General features: G+C 63.7%; 18 protein-coding genes. 12 read left to right on the top strand and 6 right to left on the bottom strand.

From position 1 onward, the window contains the following. Nucleotides 1-9 precede the first annotated feature (9 nt). Together PCJ21_RS09500 and PCJ21_RS09495 are read right to left on the bottom strand one after the other, a co-directional pair. Nucleotides 10-1,296: a GNAT family N-acetyltransferase gene (locus tag PCJ21_RS09500; RefSeq protein ID WP_269931157.1), complete on the bottom strand. Its 1,287-nt coding sequence runs from the start codon at nucleotides 1,294-1,296 to the stop codon at nucleotides 10-12. Continuing rightward, nucleotides 1,296-2,705, bottom strand: coding sequence for a lipopolysaccharide biosynthesis protein (locus PCJ21_RS09495; RefSeq protein WP_269931156.1), 1,410 nt, complete (start codon nucleotides 2,703-2,705; stop codon nucleotides 1,296-1,298). The genes PCJ21_RS09500 and PCJ21_RS09495 overlap by 1 nt, the downstream gene beginning before the upstream one ends. Nucleotides 2,706-2,781: 76 nt before the next feature. On the opposite strand from PCJ21_RS09495, the gene PCJ21_RS09490 reads away from it, so the two are divergent. Then, nucleotides 2,782-3,030: a hypothetical protein gene (locus tag PCJ21_RS09490; RefSeq protein ID WP_269931155.1), complete on the top strand. Its 249-nt coding sequence runs from the start codon at nucleotides 2,782-2,784 to the stop codon at nucleotides 3,028-3,030. Between the two features lie 100 nt (nucleotides 3,031-3,130). Further along, nucleotides 3,131-3,463: an antibiotic biosynthesis monooxygenase family protein gene (locus tag PCJ21_RS09485; RefSeq protein WP_269931154.1), complete on the top strand. Its 333-nt coding sequence runs from the start codon at nucleotides 3,131-3,133 to the stop codon at nucleotides 3,461-3,463. A gap of 163 nt (nucleotides 3,464-3,626) precedes the next feature. Here the strand turns inward: PCJ21_RS09485 and secA are convergent, their stop codons facing one another. Next, nucleotides 3,627-6,353: a preprotein translocase subunit SecA gene (gene secA / locus PCJ21_RS09480; protein ID WP_269931153.1), complete on the bottom strand. Its 2,727-nt coding sequence runs from the start codon at nucleotides 6,351-6,353 to the stop codon at nucleotides 3,627-3,629. Between the two features lie 241 nt (nucleotides 6,354-6,594). On the opposite strand from secA, the gene PCJ21_RS09475 reads away from it, so the two are divergent. The 6 genes from PCJ21_RS09475 (at nucleotide 6,595) to PCJ21_RS09450 (ending at nucleotide 11,015) form a co-directional block, all read left to right on the top strand. After that, nucleotides 6,595-7,506: a peptidylprolyl isomerase gene (locus tag PCJ21_RS09475; protein WP_269931152.1), complete on the top strand. Its 912-nt coding sequence runs from the start codon at nucleotides 6,595-6,597 to the stop codon at nucleotides 7,504-7,506. A gap of 348 nt (nucleotides 7,507-7,854) precedes the next feature. Beyond that, a complete protein-coding gene (gene argJ / locus PCJ21_RS09470) occupies nucleotides 7,855-9,096 on the top strand; it encodes a bifunctional glutamate N-acetyltransferase/amino-acid acetyltransferase ArgJ (protein ID WP_269931151.1) in 1,242 nt (413 codons plus the stop codon). 2 nt (nucleotides 9,097-9,098) lie between these two features. Then, entirely contained in the window at nucleotides 9,099-9,872 is a 774-nt protein-coding gene (locus PCJ21_RS09465; RefSeq protein WP_269931150.1) for a GNAT family N-acetyltransferase, read from the top strand. Between the two features lie 22 nt (nucleotides 9,873-9,894). Beyond that, on the top strand, nucleotides 9,895-10,287 hold the full coding sequence (gene mutT, locus PCJ21_RS09460; protein ID WP_269931507.1) for an 8-oxo-dGTP diphosphatase MutT: 393 nt from the start codon (nucleotides 9,895-9,897) through the stop codon (nucleotides 10,285-10,287). A 145-nt stretch (nucleotides 10,288-10,432) separates the two neighbouring features. Beyond that, complete coding sequence (locus tag PCJ21_RS09455) at nucleotides 10,433-10,747, top strand: hypothetical protein (protein ID WP_269931149.1); 315 nt, start codon at nucleotides 10,433-10,435, stop codon at nucleotides 10,745-10,747. Nucleotides 10,748-10,847: 100 nt separating this feature from the next. Beyond that, nucleotides 10,848-11,015 (top strand): Flp family type IVb pilin, encoded by a 168-nt coding sequence (locus PCJ21_RS09450; RefSeq protein WP_269931148.1) that lies wholly within the window; start codon nucleotides 10,848-10,850, stop codon nucleotides 11,013-11,015. A 1-nt stretch (nucleotide 11,016) separates the two neighbouring features. On the opposite strand, the gene PCJ21_RS09445 is transcribed toward PCJ21_RS09450, so the two are convergent. Continuing rightward, nucleotides 11,017-11,889 carry a methyltransferase domain-containing protein gene (locus PCJ21_RS09445; RefSeq protein ID WP_269931147.1) on the bottom strand — a complete coding sequence of 291 codons (873 nt, stop codon included), beginning with the start codon at nucleotides 11,887-11,889 and terminating at the stop codon, nucleotides 11,017-11,019. A gap of 55 nt (nucleotides 11,890-11,944) precedes the next feature. Between PCJ21_RS09445 and PCJ21_RS09440 the strand changes: the two genes are divergently transcribed. From PCJ21_RS09440 to PCJ21_RS09425, 4 genes are read left to right on the top strand one after another with little or no spacing between them, the layout of a single operon-like run. Continuing rightward, nucleotides 11,945-12,730, top strand: a complete 786-nt coding sequence (locus PCJ21_RS09440) for a ComF family protein (RefSeq protein WP_269931146.1) — start codon at nucleotides 11,945-11,947, stop codon at nucleotides 12,728-12,730. Between the two features lie 26 nt (nucleotides 12,731-12,756). Next, complete coding sequence (gene grxC / locus PCJ21_RS09435; protein WP_269931145.1) at nucleotides 12,757-13,020, top strand: glutaredoxin 3; 264 nt, start codon at nucleotides 12,757-12,759, stop codon at nucleotides 13,018-13,020. Between the two features lie 14 nt (nucleotides 13,021-13,034). Continuing rightward, on the top strand, nucleotides 13,035-13,898 hold the full coding sequence (locus tag PCJ21_RS09430) for a carbon-nitrogen hydrolase family protein (protein ID WP_269931144.1): 864 nt from the start codon (nucleotides 13,035-13,037) through the stop codon (nucleotides 13,896-13,898). Beyond that, on the top strand, nucleotides 13,895-14,320 hold the full coding sequence (locus PCJ21_RS09425; RefSeq protein ID WP_269931143.1) for a DUF1178 family protein: 426 nt from the start codon (nucleotides 13,895-13,897) through the stop codon (nucleotides 14,318-14,320). The genes PCJ21_RS09430 and PCJ21_RS09425 overlap by 4 nt, the downstream gene beginning before the upstream one ends. A 253-nt stretch (nucleotides 14,321-14,573) precedes the next feature. On the opposite strand, the gene PCJ21_RS09420 is transcribed toward PCJ21_RS09425, so the two are convergent. Together PCJ21_RS09420 and ubiG are read right to left on the bottom strand one after the other, a co-directional pair. Then, the gene (locus tag PCJ21_RS09420) at nucleotides 14,574-14,915 is read right to left on the bottom strand and encodes an MmcQ/YjbR family DNA-binding protein (protein ID WP_269931142.1); all 342 of its coding nucleotides are present in this window, start codon (nucleotides 14,913-14,915) and stop codon (nucleotides 14,574-14,576) included. Between the two features lie 119 nt (nucleotides 14,916-15,034). After that, nucleotides 15,035-15,781: a bifunctional 2-polyprenyl-6-hydroxyphenol methylase/3-demethylubiquinol 3-O-methyltransferase UbiG gene (gene ubiG, locus PCJ21_RS09415; protein ID WP_269931141.1), complete on the bottom strand. Its 747-nt coding sequence runs from the start codon at nucleotides 15,779-15,781 to the stop codon at nucleotides 15,035-15,037. Between the last annotated feature and the right edge of the window lie 223 nt (nucleotides 15,782-16,004).

Here is a 16,004-nt window from a genome sequence, read left to right as displayed (position 1 = left end):
GCGAATGCCTCAGCGCCGACTGACCAGTCGGCGCACGCGGTCACGCAGCCTGACCGCCAGATTGCGCGTTTGCCGGTAAAGGTGGAGCTGCGAGGCGGCTTGGCGGGTCAGGCGGTCGGCGTCGGGCGTCAGGCCGATGACCAGCGTGCCCATTGGCCTGCGCTCGCTCCACATCTTGCCGACCATCGGATGGTCCGGTACGGCGCAGGAATCGGTCATCACGATGTTGGGATCGTCGAGGTGCTGGCTGGTGACGCCCATCATCAGCAGCACGCCGGGCGAGAATGTCGCCATGGTCTCGTCATAGGCGATCTTCCAGGTATAGGCGACGCCGGCCTCGATGAAGACGACCAGGCTGGCTATGGTTCGGCCATCAAGCGTCAGCGAGTGGATGCGGCAAAGGTCGTGCTCGGACATCCGATGCACCGCTTCGCGCGCGAAAGCGGCGCGGTAGCGATCGGTTGCCATGGCGGTGCGCTTGCGGCCCTTCCAGCCCGAGGCCTCCAGCGTCAGGAACTGCTCGAGGCCTTGTCGCACCTCGTCTTCGCTGCGGGCGACCCTGTGCTCGACGAGGCCCTGGTCGGCCAGCCGCCGTCCGAGGCGGCGAAATTCCTTGTAGTGGCGGTTGCCAAGCGAAGCCTTGAGGTATTCGTCGCCTTCGAGATTGCTTTCGAGGAACGGGCGATCAAATCGACCTGTGACCTGGAGGGGCAGCCCATTGACGTCGGCAACCGCACTCAACATGCGGGCCACCGCGCCGTCGAGGCGCATGTCCGGCAAGACGAAGACCTTGGGCAGTTTGAGATGCGGCCGCGCCAGCATGGCAAAGAAATCGGCGATCACGCCTTCCGGGTCGTCGCGGTCGAGCAGCGGCGTGCCGAGTGGGCCGAACGGGCTCGACCACGTGCGCATGACGGGAACGCCAAGCGGTACGGCTGGCTTCTCCACCGAGTAGGGCACGAGAAGGCGCAGCCTGCTGCGATATTCGCTGCCGTCGCGAATGACGGCCAGACGGACCTCGCGATCCTCGAGGCGCGGCATGGCCGGTGCGAGGAAGCGCGGGTTGAAGAAGACGTTCGGTTCGATCGTGCGGGCGCTGAGATGGTCGAGTTCCTCGACCAGATCGAAGCCCGCGGATGCCGGATAGATGGCCAGCGTCCGCAGCGGGCGCTCGTTTGAAGCAAGTTCCAGTTGCGCCGTGCCCGGCAGGTCGTCGGCAACGCCCGCGAACCCGGCAATCATCGAGCTTGCAGCGCCGCCGCTGCTGGTCTCTTCAAGAAGCGGGATGGCGACCATCAGGCTTTCTCCAGGCTATGCCGAGCGGGGATGAAAACGGCCATGGCGATGCCGAGCTTGTGCCAGACGGTGACGGACAAGGCGGTGGCTTCGAAAATCATCGCTGCGGACGTGGCGATCGCCGCGCCCCAAAGTCCCAGGCTCGGGATCAGCACCACATTCAGGCCGATGTTCAGCGCCAGCGTTGCGGCATAGACGACGGCGCAGATATTCTGGTTGCCGCTCATGGTGAGCAGGCTTTCGCAAGGACCAACCGCCGAGCGCGCCACCACGGCGGACACCAAAAGGAAAAGCAGCGGATAGCCGGCGTCGAATTCGGGGCCGAAGAGGATCAGCAGCGGCTTGCCGAGCAACAGCACCAGCAGGCCCATGGCGAGCGACGGCCAGAAAGTCCACGACACCGTCTCGCGGGCGAAGGCGGCAAGCTTCGCCGGTTCGCCATGGCTGAAATGGGCGTAGCGCTGGGCGACGCCGGCCTTGACGGCGAAGTAGACGAAATGCACCAGCGCCAGCGTCTTGACCGTGGCGAAATACACGGCCACCTGGTCGGGCGGCATGTAGACGCCGACCATCAGCACGTCGGCGTTGGTCAGCAGGAAAAAGAAGCTCTCGACCAGGAAGATGGGCAGCGAAATCTTCAGCCAGTAGCCGAGGCGAATGGTGCGCGGCCCTGCCGGGACGCGCTTGTCGGTCCGTGCGGTGACCCGGATCAGCTGGCTGATGGTGGTGATGTAGGACGCCAGGATGGCGGCGATGACCGCCGTCTCGGCGGTCGGCGCAAAGCCGCTCCAGATCGCGCCTGCCATGAACACCAGGATCAGGACCGGCCGGGTGATGTAGGTCGGGACCAGGGCGGCAAGGCCCCAGGAGTTGGCTCGCGCCAGACCCTGCAGAACGTCCGACAGGGCCAGCATCGGCAGGCAGAACATACCGAGGATGAACGGCACGACGTAGTAGCCTTCGATGGCGCCGGAAAACAGCCAGACACCGCCGATGCCGAGTGCAGCGACGATGGTCGAGGCGACGAGCACGAACAGCCGGCTGGCCACCAGTACGCCGCGCAGTTCCGCCAGCATGCCCTTTTCGCGGTACTCGGGGATGAAGCGTATGACGGAGGTGTGGAATCCGAAACACGACAGGCTGCCGACGATGACCATCGTCACCCAGACCAGAACGAAGATGCCGTATTCGAAACTGCCCATCCAGCGGGCCAGCAGGACCTGGCTGACGAAGGCAATCGCTGCGCTGACGATACGGACGGCAAACGCAAGCAGCGACATGCGTCCGGCTTCGCCGCGCTCGTCTGCGCTGAACAGCACAGCGTCGACCCGGCGCAGCAGTGGCATGGCGCGCGAGGCGATCTGCCCCGGCAGCAAGCGCTCGGCCGTTGTCGCTGCGGAAAAACGCACTCGTTACAACTCCATCTTCCGCCAATACCCGTGAGGGTCTACGTCAGAGCCATTAAGAAACGGTTGGGCGGCAATCTTGGCCAATGGGGAGCGCATGATCTCGCCGGAACAACGAAAACTGATGCTGCAGGCGCATTCCATCGGTCCGACGATGCTTCGCTATCTCGAGGAAATCGGCGTCGAGCGGCTGTCCGAACTGCGCGGAGCGGATCCCGAGGAGATCGCCATGCGCATGAACATCGCGCTCGGACGACGGCATATCAACAGGCAAGGCGTTGCCGCCTTGCGCAATCTCATCGAGCTTGCGAACAGCGAGCCGTCCTGATCTGCCACAAAAATCTTAGGCGATCTGAAAATTGCGCTTGACCTTAACTTTGGTTGAGGTTGCACAAGTCGTTTCGTCAAAGCGAAGAGAGGGAAAAGAGATGGATCAGAACGCAAGCAAGGCACAGCGTATCTACAGGGTCGACAGGTTCACCGTTCCTGATGGCGCGCGCGCCGAATTTCTCGGCAAGGTCCTGCAGACGCATGAGTTGCTGAGGGTGCAGCCGGGCTTCTTGCAGGACATGCTGCTGGCGCAGCCGGCGGCGCCTGGCGAGCACAACGTCATCACGATCGTCGAGTGGGAAAGCGAGGCGGCAATCGCGCCAGCCAAGGCCAAGGTCCAGGCGATGCATGCCCAGGCGAATTTCAACCCGCAGGAGTTGATCGCGCGGCTCGGCATCAAGGCCGACATCGCCAACTACAGGCACATATAGGACCAAAAGAAGCGGCGACCTACGCATCGTGCTTGCCGAAAATCGGAATCGATTTTCGGCAAGCACGATGCGTAGTTTCAAAGACCTGGAGCGTCCTTTGTGAGTCCATTCGGACGCACGGCGCTCCAATAGGTCGCCGCTGAACTTTCAAGCCTGCCTTCGATCAGGCGAACGTGCCGTGGCAGTGCTTGTACTTCTTGCCCGAGCCGCAGGGGCAGGGCTCGTTGCGGCCGATGCGGCCCCAGGTCGCCGGATCGTTGGGGTCGCGGTCCTCTTCGGCGACGACGCGGGCTTCCTCGAGCAGGGAGACCGAGGAGCCTTCGCCGAAATCGTCCTCGCCGGTGGTGCCGTCGATGTGGTGGCCATGCATCTCGGGCGCTTCCGGCAGCGGTGCTTCGGCCGCCTGCCGGACCAGTTCGACACGCATCAGCTGGGAGACAACAGCCTGGCGGAGATTGCCGAGCATGGCCTGGAACAGCTCAAACGCCTCGCCCTTGTATTCGTTGAGCGGATCGCGCTGGGCGTAGCCGCGGAAGCCGACAACGGAACGAAGGTGGTCGAGATTGACCAGGTGTTCGCGCCACAAATGGTCGATCGTCTGCAGCACCACCGAGCGTTCGACATAGGTCATGACCTCGGGTCCGAAGCGCTCGGCGCGGTCGGCTGCTGCCTTGTTGACCTCGGCGGTGATGCGCTCGCGCACTTCCTCTTCGGCGATGCCTTCTTCCTTGGCCCACTGTTCGACCGGCAGGTCGAGGTTGAGATACTGGATCACGCCTTCCTTGAGGCCGGTGACATCCCACTGCTCGGCATAGGCGTTTTCGGGAATGTGCTTGGCGACGAGATCTTCGATCACGTCCTGGCGCATTTCGCCGACGATGTCGGTCAGGCTGGTCGCGTCCATCAGCTCGATGCGCTGCTCGAACACCACCTTGCGCTGGTCGTTCGACACGTCGTCGTATTTCAGCAGGTTCTTGCGGATGTCGAAGTTGCGGGCCTCGACCTTCTTCTGAGCCTTTTCCAGGGCCTTGTTGATCCAGGGATGGATGATGGCCTCGTCTTCCTTGAGGCCAAGCTTCTGGAGCATGCCGTCCATGCGATCGGAGCCGAAGATGCGCATCAGGTCGTCCTGCAAGGACAGGAAGAATTTCGAGCGGCCCGGGTCGCCCTGACGGCCGGAACGGCCGCGCAACTGGTTGTCGATGCGGCGGCTTTCATGGCGTTCGGTGGCAAGCACGTAGAGGCCGCCGGCGGCGAGCGCCTTTTCCTTGAGGCGAGCGACGTCCTCGCGGATCGCCTTTTCCTTGGCTTCGCGCTCGGGACCTTCAGGCACTTCGGCCAGTTCTTCGGCAATGCGCATGTCGGCGTTGCCACCGAGCTGGATGTCGGTGCCGCGGCCGGCCATGTTGGTGGCGATGGTGATGGCACCGGGCTTGCCGGCCTGGGCGACGATAGAGGCTTCGCGCTCGTGATGACGGGCGTTGAGAACTTCAAAGTCCTTGAAGCCGTCCTTGCGCAGGCGCTCTGCGAGCTGCTCGGACTTTTCGATCGAGGTGGTGCCGACCAGCGTGGGCTGGCCCTTTGCGTTGGCTTCCCTGATCTCGCGGACGATCGCCTTGTACTTCTCTTCCACCGTCCGGTAGACCTCGTCGTCCTCGTCAATGCGGCTGACGGGGAGGTTGGTCGGGACTTCGGTGACTTCGAGATTGTAGATGTTGCCGAATTCTTCGGCTTCCGTCAGCGCCGTGCCGGTCATGCCGGCGAGCTTCTCGTACATGCGGAAGTAGTTCTGGAAGGTGACCGAGGCCAGCGTCTGGTTCTCGGGCTGGATCGCCACGTGTTCCTTGGCTTCCAGCGCCTGGTGCAGGCCTTCGGAGAAGCGGCGGCCGGGCATCATGCGGCCGGTGAACTCGTCGATGATGACGATCTCGCCATCCTTGACGATGTAGTCCTTGTCGCGCTGGAACAGGCGATGCGCCTTGAGCGCGTTGTTGACGTGATGGACCATGGCGACGTTTTCGACGTCGTAGAGCGACTCACCCTTCAACAGGCCGGCCGCTCGCAGCAGGTTTTCCATCTTCTCGGTGCCTTCTTCGGTGAAGATGGCGGTCTTCTGCTTTTCGTCCACTTCGTAGTCGGACGGAACCAGGTTGAGAAGGAAGGCGTCGACGGTGTTGTACATTTCCGAACGGTCCTCGAGCGGACCGGAAATGATCAGCGGCGTGCGCGCCTCGTCGACCAGGATCGAGTCGACTTCGTCGACGATGGCGAAGAAGTGCCCGCGCTGCACCATCTGGGCGCGCTCGTACTTCATGTTGTCGCGCAGATAGTCGAAGCCGAGTTCGTTGTTGGTGGCGTAGGTGATGTCGCAGGCGTAGGCGGCGCGGCGTTCTTCGTCGGACATGCCGTGCACGATGATGCCGACCGACAGGCCGAGGAACTTGTAGAGCCGGCCCATCCATTCGGCGTCGCGCCTGGCGAGGTAGTCGTTGACGGTAACGACGTGCACGCCCTTGCCGGTCAGCGCATTGAGATAGACGGGCAAGGTGGCGACAAGCGTCTTGCCTTCGCCGGTGCGCATTTCGGCGATGCCGCGACCGTGCAGCACCATGCCACCGATCATCTGGACATCGAAGGGCCGCATGCCAAGTGCACGCTTGGCGCCTTCGCGCACCGTGGCGAATGCCGGAATGAGGAGGTCGTCGAGGGTGGCGCCGTTGGCGAGATCCTGGCGGAACTGCTCGGTGCGGGCACGCAGTTGTTCGTCAGTCAGGGCCTGAAGTTCATTTTCCAGTGCATTGATCGCTTCCACCCGGGGCCGGGTCGACTTGACGCGGCGGTCGTTGGAGGAACCGAAAATCTTACGGGCGAGACCGCCGAGACTGACCATCAAGTGGCCCTTTCAATTCGAATGAAGCCGACTGTCTGCCGGCCGAAACTGCCGGGGTGAGACGGGTGGCAGATTCAACACGAAAAGCGCCAGCCCAAAACGGTTCTGGACGCGAAGACGATGGACAGATAAGAGGGGGCACACCTTATGTCAACGTTGCAGGGAACCTGCCGGAGACGCCAAATTTCGCCACATTCAGGTTGATTTGGAACTACGGTCATTCCACCACCGGAGAGTCTAGATGTCTTTTTCGTTCCGTAGTGCCTCGCTTGCCCGCGTCGGGCTTGCAGCCAGCCTCGTGGCACTATCGTCCCTGCCGCTCGCCGCGCAGGAATCTGCGCCGGCCCAGCCGGCTGCTCCGGCCGCTGCGGCTGTTGACCCGAATGCGGTCGTTGCCACCGTCAATGGCCAGCCGGTGACCGAGGCCGACATCGCTCTCGCCGAGAAGGATCTCGGCGCCCAGTTCGGCCGCCTGCCGCCCGAACAGCGTCGCGCCGCAGCGCTTTCGTCGATCATCGAAATTCGCCTGATGGCCGCCAAGGCAACCGAGCAGGGCCTGGACAAGGATGCCGAGTTCCAGCGCCAGATGGCGTTCCTCAGCCAGCGCGCCCTGCATGGCGAAATGGTCGACAAGGAAGTTGCAGGCAAGATCACCGACGACGAGATCCGCGCCCGCTACGACAAGGAAATCGCAGCGACCCCGCCAGTCAACGAGGTTCATGCGCGCCACATCCTGGTCAAGACCAAGGAAGAGGCCGACGCCATCGTCAAGCAGCTGGACGGCGGCGCCGACTTCCAGAAGCTGGCCAACGAGCACACCACCGATCCGAGCGGCAAGACCTCGGGCGGCGACCTTGGCTATTTCGGTCCCGGCCAGATGGTGCCGGAATTCGAGAAGGCAGCCATGGCGCTCGACGTCGGCGCCTACACCAAGGAGCCGGTGCAGAGCCAGTTCGGCTGGCACATCATCAAGCTCGAGGACAAGCGTGCGCAGCAGCCGCCGGCATTCGACGCCGTGAAGGACCAGGTCAAGTCGCTGCTCATCCGCGAAAAGTACATCGAACTGGTCAAGCAGGTTCGCGATGGCGCCAAGGTCGACATCACCGATCCGGAGCTGAAGAAGGCCATCGACGCCATCGACGCGCAGAAATAATTTTTCGCCGATATTTTGTTGAGAAGGGCGGCGCTTGTGGCGTCGCCCTTTTTGCTTGTGGCTCGATATCGGCGTCGCGCCCTATGCCAGCGCTTGGCAAGATCACTCTCGGGTGGTCGTGGGAGATGCCGCCCTGACAGCGCACGCTGCTGATTGTGCCTTTGATGGTCGCCATGATGATCCGGGGCTGATCCCCGCAGGGCACCGGCGCTTCGGCCGCTTTCTCAATCCGGTTGTGCGCTGAGGTGGGACCATGCGTTCGTGAGGTGAAAACGCCTTGCGAAGCCTCGCGCTATCGGGCAAACGGAGCCAACTTCAACCGTTTCCCGAGCCCGCAGAGGTTCCCTGATGTCGACAGCCGTTTCCCCGCTCGCACCCAAGAAATATCCCAAGATGCCCGCCATCGAGGGCGTGCGCATCGCCACCGCCGAAGCGGGCATCAAGTACAAGGGCCGCACCGACGTGCTCGCCATGGTATTCGACGAGGGCACTGCGGCCGCCGGCGTCTTCACGCGCTCGAAATGCCCGTCTGCGCCGGTCGATTTCTGCCGCCAGAACCTTGCCGGCGGCACGGCACGCATCCTGGTTGTCAATTCCGGCAATGCCAATGCCTTCACCGGCAAGAAGGGCCGCGAGACCACCACGCTGACCGGCGAGGCTGCTGCCAAGGCCGCCGGCTGCACGCCCGGTGATGTCTTCCTTGCCTCCACCGGTGTCATCGGCGAACCGCTCGACGCCGGCAAGTTCAGCCACCTGCTTTCGGGCATGGTCAAGGACGCCAAGCCTGACCAGTGGAGCGAGGCCGCCAAGGCCATCATGACCACTGACACCTACCCCAAGGTGGTGACGGCAACCGTCAAGCTCGGGGACGCCGACGTTACCATCAACGGCATCGCCAAGGGCGCCGGCATGATCGCGCCCGACATGGCGACGATGCTCTCCTTCGTTGCCACCGACGCGCCGATTTCGGCCGCGGTGCTGCAGGACATGCTGTCGAGCGGCACGGCTAAGACCTTCAATGCGGTCACCGTCGACAGCGACACCTCGACCTCCGACACGCTGATGCTGTTTGCGACGGGTGCGGCTGCCAAGCGCGGCGCGCCCCAGATCAGCGACCCCAAGGATGCGCGGCTTGCCTCGTTCCGCCGGGCGTTCAACAAGATGCTCAAGGCGCTTGCGCTGCAGGTTGTCCGCGACGGCGAGGGAGCGCGCAAGCAGGTTGAAGTCACCGTCACCGGCGCCAAGTCGGCGCGTTCGGCCAAGCGCATCGCGCTGTCGATCGCCAATTCGCCGCTGGTCAAGACGGCGGTTGCCGGCGAGGACGCCAACTGGGGCCGCGTCGTGATGGCGGTCGGCAAGGCCGGCGAACCAGCCGATCGCGACCTGCTGTCGATCTGGTTCGGCGACAATCGCCTCGCGCACAACGGCGAGCGCGACCCGAACTATTCCGAAGCGGCGACATCGGCCTATATGAAGGGCGACGAAATACTCATCCGCGCCGATATCGGCCTGGGCCGGGGCAAGGCCACGGTGTGGACCTGCGACCTGACCAAGGAATACGTCGCCATCAATGGCGACTACCGGAGCTGATAGTGAACCAGAACCGCCCTTCGCACGAACTCGCGATTGTCCGCCGCTACGAAGCGGCGGGATTTCGCGCGTGGCCGGCGGCGGCGGTTCATTATGACGGCACGTGGCTGGTCAGGCTTACCGCGGGCCACCCGGCCAAGCGGCTGAATTCGGTCAATCCGCTCGATCCGGCCGACATCCGCAACATTCCCGACCGCATCGCCCGCGCCAGCCGTCGCTTCGAGGCCTATGGCCGGCCGCTGACCTTCCGCATGTCGCCGCTGTCGGGGCCGGCGATCGCCGCCCATCTCGACCGCGAGCGCTGGAGCGTCTTTTCGGAATCCATGGTGATGCGGCTGTCGCTCGATGACGGCATTGTCGAAAACGCCATGGACCAGATCCCGCTCAAGGATATCGGCCGCTTCGTCAGCGCCTCGATGGCGGTGCACGGCCTTGATGCGTCGCTGCGCCCGGGGCTGTCCGAGATCATCGGCGCCATACAGCCGGAAGCGGGATTGTTCGTGCTCGAGCAGGATGAGCAACCGGTTACATCGGCGATTTGCGTGCACGACACCGACCTTGCCGGGCTGTTCGAGATCGCCACGACCGAAGCCGAGCGCGGCAAGGGCTTTGGTCGCCGCCTTATCCTGTCTTCGCTCAAATGGGCGCGTCTGAGGGGGGCTCGCCAGGCCTGGCTGCAGGTCGAGGCCGCCAACGAAGACGCAATCCGCCTCTACAAGAAGATGGGCTTCAAGGAAGTCTATCGCTATCACTATCGCCGCGCGCCGGAGGCATGACTTGAGCCAACAGGGAAAACGCATGCTGCTGGTGGCTGCCTGCGCGCTGGTCGACGCCGACGGGCGCGTGCTGTTGGCCCAGAGGCCGGAAGGCAAGCAGCTTGCCGGGCTGTGGGAGTTTCCCGGAGGCAAGGTCGAGCCGGGCGAGACGCCGGAAGAGACCGTTGTGCGCGAACTGCGCGAGGAGCTTGGCATCGAAACCAAGATTGCCTGCCTGGCGCCGCTGACCTTTGCCAGCCACAGCTATGACGACTTCCACCTGCTGATGCCGCTCTACATCTGCCGCCGTTTCTGGGGCATACCGGAAGCGAAGGAAGGCCAGGCGCTGAAGTGGGTCCGTCCCAAGCAGATGCGCGATTACCCCATGCCGCCTGCGGATGAGCCGCTGATTCCGTTCCTCATCGACCTGCTCTGACGCGGCTCGCCTTGCAGCGCCGCGCGTCCTGTTGGACGCAAGCATTGCCAGCGTTAAGGCAAAGTTTATCCAATCGTGAAAAATTGAGCTGCCGCCAACTGCATGGGTGCGCACCGAGATGGGATTTCACGAGGGGACGGGGCCGATGCAGGCTGACAAGGAGTGGGATCTTATCCGCCCCGAGCGCCAATCCACGGCCGCTAGGGCGAGCGCCGGCATCCTGCGGGTGGCGCTGCTTTTCGGCTTCGTGGCCGTCGCCATCGCTCTCTTCGCTACGCCCTATCTCGCCGACCAGACGCGTCCATTGATCGGCCAGGCCGGCCTTGACGGGCTGGATTTCACATCGACCGGATCCATCGGTCGCGGCAGCAACTACACTTTGCGCCGCAGCGTGCTGCAACAGTCGCCCAATTCCGTCTGCGTCATCCGCGAGAACGGCGCGCGGCTCGGCGATTGCTGACCCGTTGGCCCCGGGCTTCACACCCCGTTAAGGCTGCGTCGTTAACCTTTCTTAAGCTGTGGCTGCTAGGTATGCCCGACCAGACGGGTGGACGCGACCGATGATCTTACGTTTCCTGAAGGACGAACGTGGCGCAACGGCAATCGAATACGGGTTGATTGCCGTTCTGATTGCCGTGGCGATGCTCGGGGGCTTCCGGCAGTTCGCCAGTCAGCTGGAGCTGCTGTGGGGCCACAACGACAGCGAGATCAGACGGGCGCTGCAATAGCTCAATCTTGTTTCTCGTCGCCCAGAATGCTGGCCAATGACACCTGTGCCGAACCTGGCTTGAGCGGTTTCTGCTGCGACGCATCCGGCGCCCAGCCCGACAGCCAGACAAAAGAAAAGCTTGCGCGCACCCGTCCATCCGGATCGGAAAACCGTTCGGCGTAGATTTCCGCCGCGCGTTGGAACAGCCGTCTGGTTGCCGGCTTTCGCGACCTGTCCGCAAGCGCGCTGGTGACGCCCATCGCTCTCAGGTCCGCCATCAGCCCGAACATCGTGTCGTAGCGGACGGTCACCGTTTCGACATCGGCGACAGGCAGGGCGAAACCCGCTCGCTGCAGCAGGCCTCCGGCATCCCTCACATCGGTAAAGGGGATCACGCGTGGGCTCGCTCCGCCGGTCAGTTCGGTCTCCGCCGCCAGCAGGCTTTCGCGCAACTCGGCCAGGGTGCCGGCACCCGCCAGCACGCCAAGGAAAAGGCCGTCGGGCTTCAGCGCCCGCCTGATCTGGATCAACTGGCCGGGAATGTCGTTTGCTTCCTGCAGGGCCAGGAGAGATACCGCGAGGTCGATGCTGGCAGGTTCGAGCGCAATCGTCTCGGGATCCGACACGATGCCCGGGCCGCCGCCGAGAAACGCTTCATCCGCCTCGATCCTGAGCACCTCGGTGGCCTTGCCACTGGCCGCCAGCACAGCGGTAGCTGCCGGACTGACGCCGAAAAGCGCCGCCGCCCGGTCGAACTTACGCTCGACGACGGCCAACCTGTCGGCGAGGTCTTCAGCCGCGCGGGCGATCAGGAAATCAGCGCCGGTCACGCCTTGCGCCAATGCGCGCCGGCGATGGGCGATGATGATGCTGGCGTCGAAGATTGCTTGCACGTGCGATGTCCTTCATCGTCGGGTTTCTGCTATGCTCGCCCGACATCACGCTCAAGTGGCCGATCCAATGCCGGAGTTCAAGAGCCTCGCTTTTGCCGTTGCCGGTTGGCCCGGACGCCTGCTGTTTCCACCTGCTTGCGCCGGCTGCCGCCGGCAGGTCACCCAACCGGGCTCATTGTGCGCTACATGCTGGCCAAAGCTGCGGTTCCTCGAAAAGCCATGGTGCGAGGTGATGGGTACACCGTTCAGCCATGATTTCGGCGCCGGCTTCCTGTCGGCCGAGGCCATCGCCAATCCGCCGCCTTTTTCACGCGCCAGGGCGGCGGTGGCCTATTCGGGCGTCGCGCGGCAGATGGTGCAGGGCCTCAAATTCAACGACCGAACCGATCTTGCGCCGTGGATGGCGCGCTGGATGCTGCGCGCCGGCTCGGAGTTGATCGCCGATGCCGAGGTCGTGGTTCCCGTGCCATTGCACTGGCGTCGGTTCTTCTGGCGTCAGTACAACCAGTCGGCCGAGCTGGCGCGCAACATCGCCAGGCTCGCCGCTCTGCCATATGCGCCGACTGCCGTTCGCCGCATCAAGCGCACGCGCCAGCAGATCGGGCTCGGCCAACGGCAGCGCGAGGAGAATGTGCGGGCGGCGTTCGCCGTTCCTGACGAGACTGAAATCGAAATTCGCGGCCGGCGCGTGCTGGTGGTCGACGACGTCTACACGACGGGCGCAACTGTTGCGGCGGTGGCCCGCGCATTGAAAAAGGGCGGAGCCAGCGCCGTCGATGTGCTGACCTTCGCGCGCGTGCTTCCCGGGGACTTCCGGCCCGACGAGGCAGACACTATATAGTCGACCAAGGACAACGGAATTTCGTCATGGTCGATGTGACTATCTATACGCGCATGATGTGTGGCTACTGCACTGCGGCCAAGCGCCTGCTGGAGCGCAAGGGCGTTGCATTCACCGAACATGACGCTAGCTTCTCACCTGAGCTTCGGCAGGAAATGATCACGCGCGCCAACGGGCGGGCAACGTTCCCGCAGATCTTTATCGGCGACACCCATGTCGGCGGTTGCGACGACCTGCACGATCTCGACGAGCAGGGCAGGCTAGACACGCTTTTGGCAACCGGCGCGTAGACCGAGGACAGATGATGGCGATTTTCAAGGCGGCAGCTGTGCAGATGCGCTCGGGCAAGGAGCCGGAACGCAACGCGCGCGATTTCGAGGCGCTTGTGCGCGAGGCAGCCGGCAAGGGCGCCACCTACATACAGACGCCGGAAATGACCGGCGCCGTGGTCGGTGACAAGGATGCGCGGGCTGCAGCCTTCACATCCGAGGATCGCGACCTGATCGTCGCTTCAGGGCGCAAGCTTGCGGCCGAGCTCGGCATTCATCTCCACGTCGGTTCGACGGCGATCGTGCGTCCCGATGGCAAGCTTGCCAACCGTGCCTTCCTGTTCGGGCCGGACGGTGGCACGCTCGCCGTCTATGACAAGATCCACATGTTCGACGTCGATCTCGACAATGGCGAGAGCTGGCGCGAATCGTCCGCCTACGAACCGGGGACAGAGGCTGTTGTCGCCGACACCGCGTTGGCGAAGATCGGTTTCGCCATATGCTATGACCTGCGGTTCCCTCAACTGTTCCGCGCGGAAGCGCTGGCCGGCGCCGAAATCCTGACCGTGCCGGCGGCGTTCACCCGCCAGACCGGGCTTGCCCACTGGCATTTCCTGCTGCGCGCCCGCGCCATCGAGAACGGCGCGTTCGTCATTGCGTCGGCGCAGGGCGGCAAGCACGAGGACGGCCGCGAGACCTTCGGTCATTCGCTGATCATCGATCCGTGGGGCCGTATACTTGCCGAGGCCGACCATGATGAGCCGGGCGTGATCGTTGCCGAGATCGATACGCGACACTCCGCCGATGCGCGCAAGAAGATTCCAAATCTCAAGAATGCGCGCGAGTTCGACGTATCGCTGCAGGGGGGCAAGGGGGCTTTGAGAGGCGCCGCATCTTGATCCGCTTTTCGCTCCACTGCGACCATGCGCATGAGTTCGAGGGTTGGTTCCGCAGCAACGACGACTTTGAAACCCAGCGCAAGCGTGGATTTGTCTCCTGTCCGGAATGCAGCTCGCAGAGAATCGAAAAGGCGCTGATGGCGCCTGCCGTTTCGACCTCGCGCAAGCAGGAAAAGATGGCGCTCGCGCTCGGCGACGAGCAGCGCAAGATGATGGCTGCGCTCAAGGAAATGTCGGCAAAAGTGCGTGAGAACGCTGAAAATGTCGGCGACAAGTTCGCCGAGGAAGCGCGTAAGATCCACTTCGGCGAAACCGAGGCTCGCGGCATCTATGGCGCCGCCACCATCGAGGAGGCCCAGGGCCTCGCCGAAGACGGCATCGAGTTCATGCCGCTGCCGGTATTTCCCGACGACCGGAACTGAGCCTTTTCACACTGCCTCACTCGCCGGTGGTGGTTGAGCTGAAGGGCCATGCCTGCGGCAGTTGGGCCAAAGCAGGCCCGCTGACCGGCGCCCTTGTGGAGCGGCGTCGGGGATCCATGTCGTGACCTATCCACCGCAAGTCCGGTGCAGAACAGCGGCAATCGATCCAAGCGCGCACTCGCGGACTGGCGCCGCGTCCCGCCACTCAAGGCTTCTTGCAGAAGACCCCAGCTAACGCCGAGCACCCGCAAGCTCACCCGCCCGCCAGATCGAACGCCTTGCGCAATGTGTTCGGCGCGGTGTTGCGCCAGGCCGTCACCAGGGCGCTGAGTAACGTCTTCTCGTCGGCCACGTCCAGCATCACCCGGGTCCAGCCCTGCTTGCCCCAGCCGCCATCCACCGGCTGAAAGACAGTGGGTTCGGCTCCGCACATCATCTCTTGCTGGTCGCGCGTCAGCTTGATCACCGCGTTGCCGTCCTCGGGCAGGGTGGCGAAGACGCGGTCGCGCACGCGGAAGTCGGGTTTGCCGAAATGCGATTTCTCCGTCGCCCCGGGCAGCTCCAGGGCGATCCGTCTGACATCCTCGGGTGTCATGGTCCTCGATCCCGTCATGGCGAACTCACCATTCCAAGGTCCGGACGCCGGTGCAAGTCTCAGGCGTGGCGACCATCGGGGGCGCGACGCCTGATCCTGGCGAAGCAGGAGAGCAGGCCTCAGGCGGCCTTTTCGGCCAGCACCATGTAGTTGACGTCCATATCGCGGGATTTCTGCCAGCGGTCGGAGAGCGGGTTGTAGGTCACCCCGGTGCGGTCGATGGTGGCGAGGCCGGCACCGATGAGCGCCTTGTCGAGTTCTTCGGGACGTACAAGCTTGCCATACTGGTGGGTACCGCGCGGCAGCCAGCGCAGAACGTATTCGGCGCCGACGATGGCGAGGCCGAGCGCCTTGAAGGTGCGGTTGATGGTGGCGACGAACATGATGCCGCCGGGCTTTACCATCTCGCCGCACTTCTTGACGAACAGGTCGACGTCTGCGACGTGCTCGACGACTTCCATGTTGAGGATGACGTCGAATTTTTCGCCCGCATCAGCCAAGTCTTCGGCTGTCGTGGCGCGGTAGTCCACTGTCACGCCGGCGTCAGCCGCATGGATCTTGGCAACTTCGATGTTGGTCGCCGACGCATCGGCGCCGACGACTTCGGCCCCCAGGCGCGACATCGGCTCGCACAACAGGCCGCCGCCGCAGCCGATATCGAGGATGCGCAGGCCCTCGAAAGGGCGCGCCGCGTGGGTGTCGCGGCCGAAACGTTGCGCGACCTGGTCGCGGATGTAGCCCAGGCGAACCGGGTTGAACTTATGCAGCGGGCGGAACTTTCCATTCGGGTTCCACCATTCGGCTGATAGTGCCGAGAAACGCTCGACTTCTCCGGCATCGATGGTCGATGGGCGGGGCTCTGCCATGGATGTGGTCTCCTTCGAGCGCAAGGAAGTCGGGTTTGGAGCCCGGATTGTCAAGGTACGTTTTGACGCCGAGTGGTTGCGAAGGGTCGCGGAAAACGGGTGTGGGCGGGCAGGCGGCAGCGTTCGCGCTCAGGTTTTCCGCAGTGTTGCGGCGTCATGATGAGGCTGCAGAGCCTGCGTGCGATATCTCGCTGCCGACGGGCGGTCCCGCCTGCGATTTCCG

Source organism: Aminobacter sp. HY435 (genome assembly GCF_027568395.1).
GTDB lineage: Bacteria > Pseudomonadota > Alphaproteobacteria > Rhizobiales > Rhizobiaceae > Aminobacter.
Note: the sequence above shows the minus strand (reverse complement) of the source record. Positions and strands in the feature narration are given on the sequence as shown.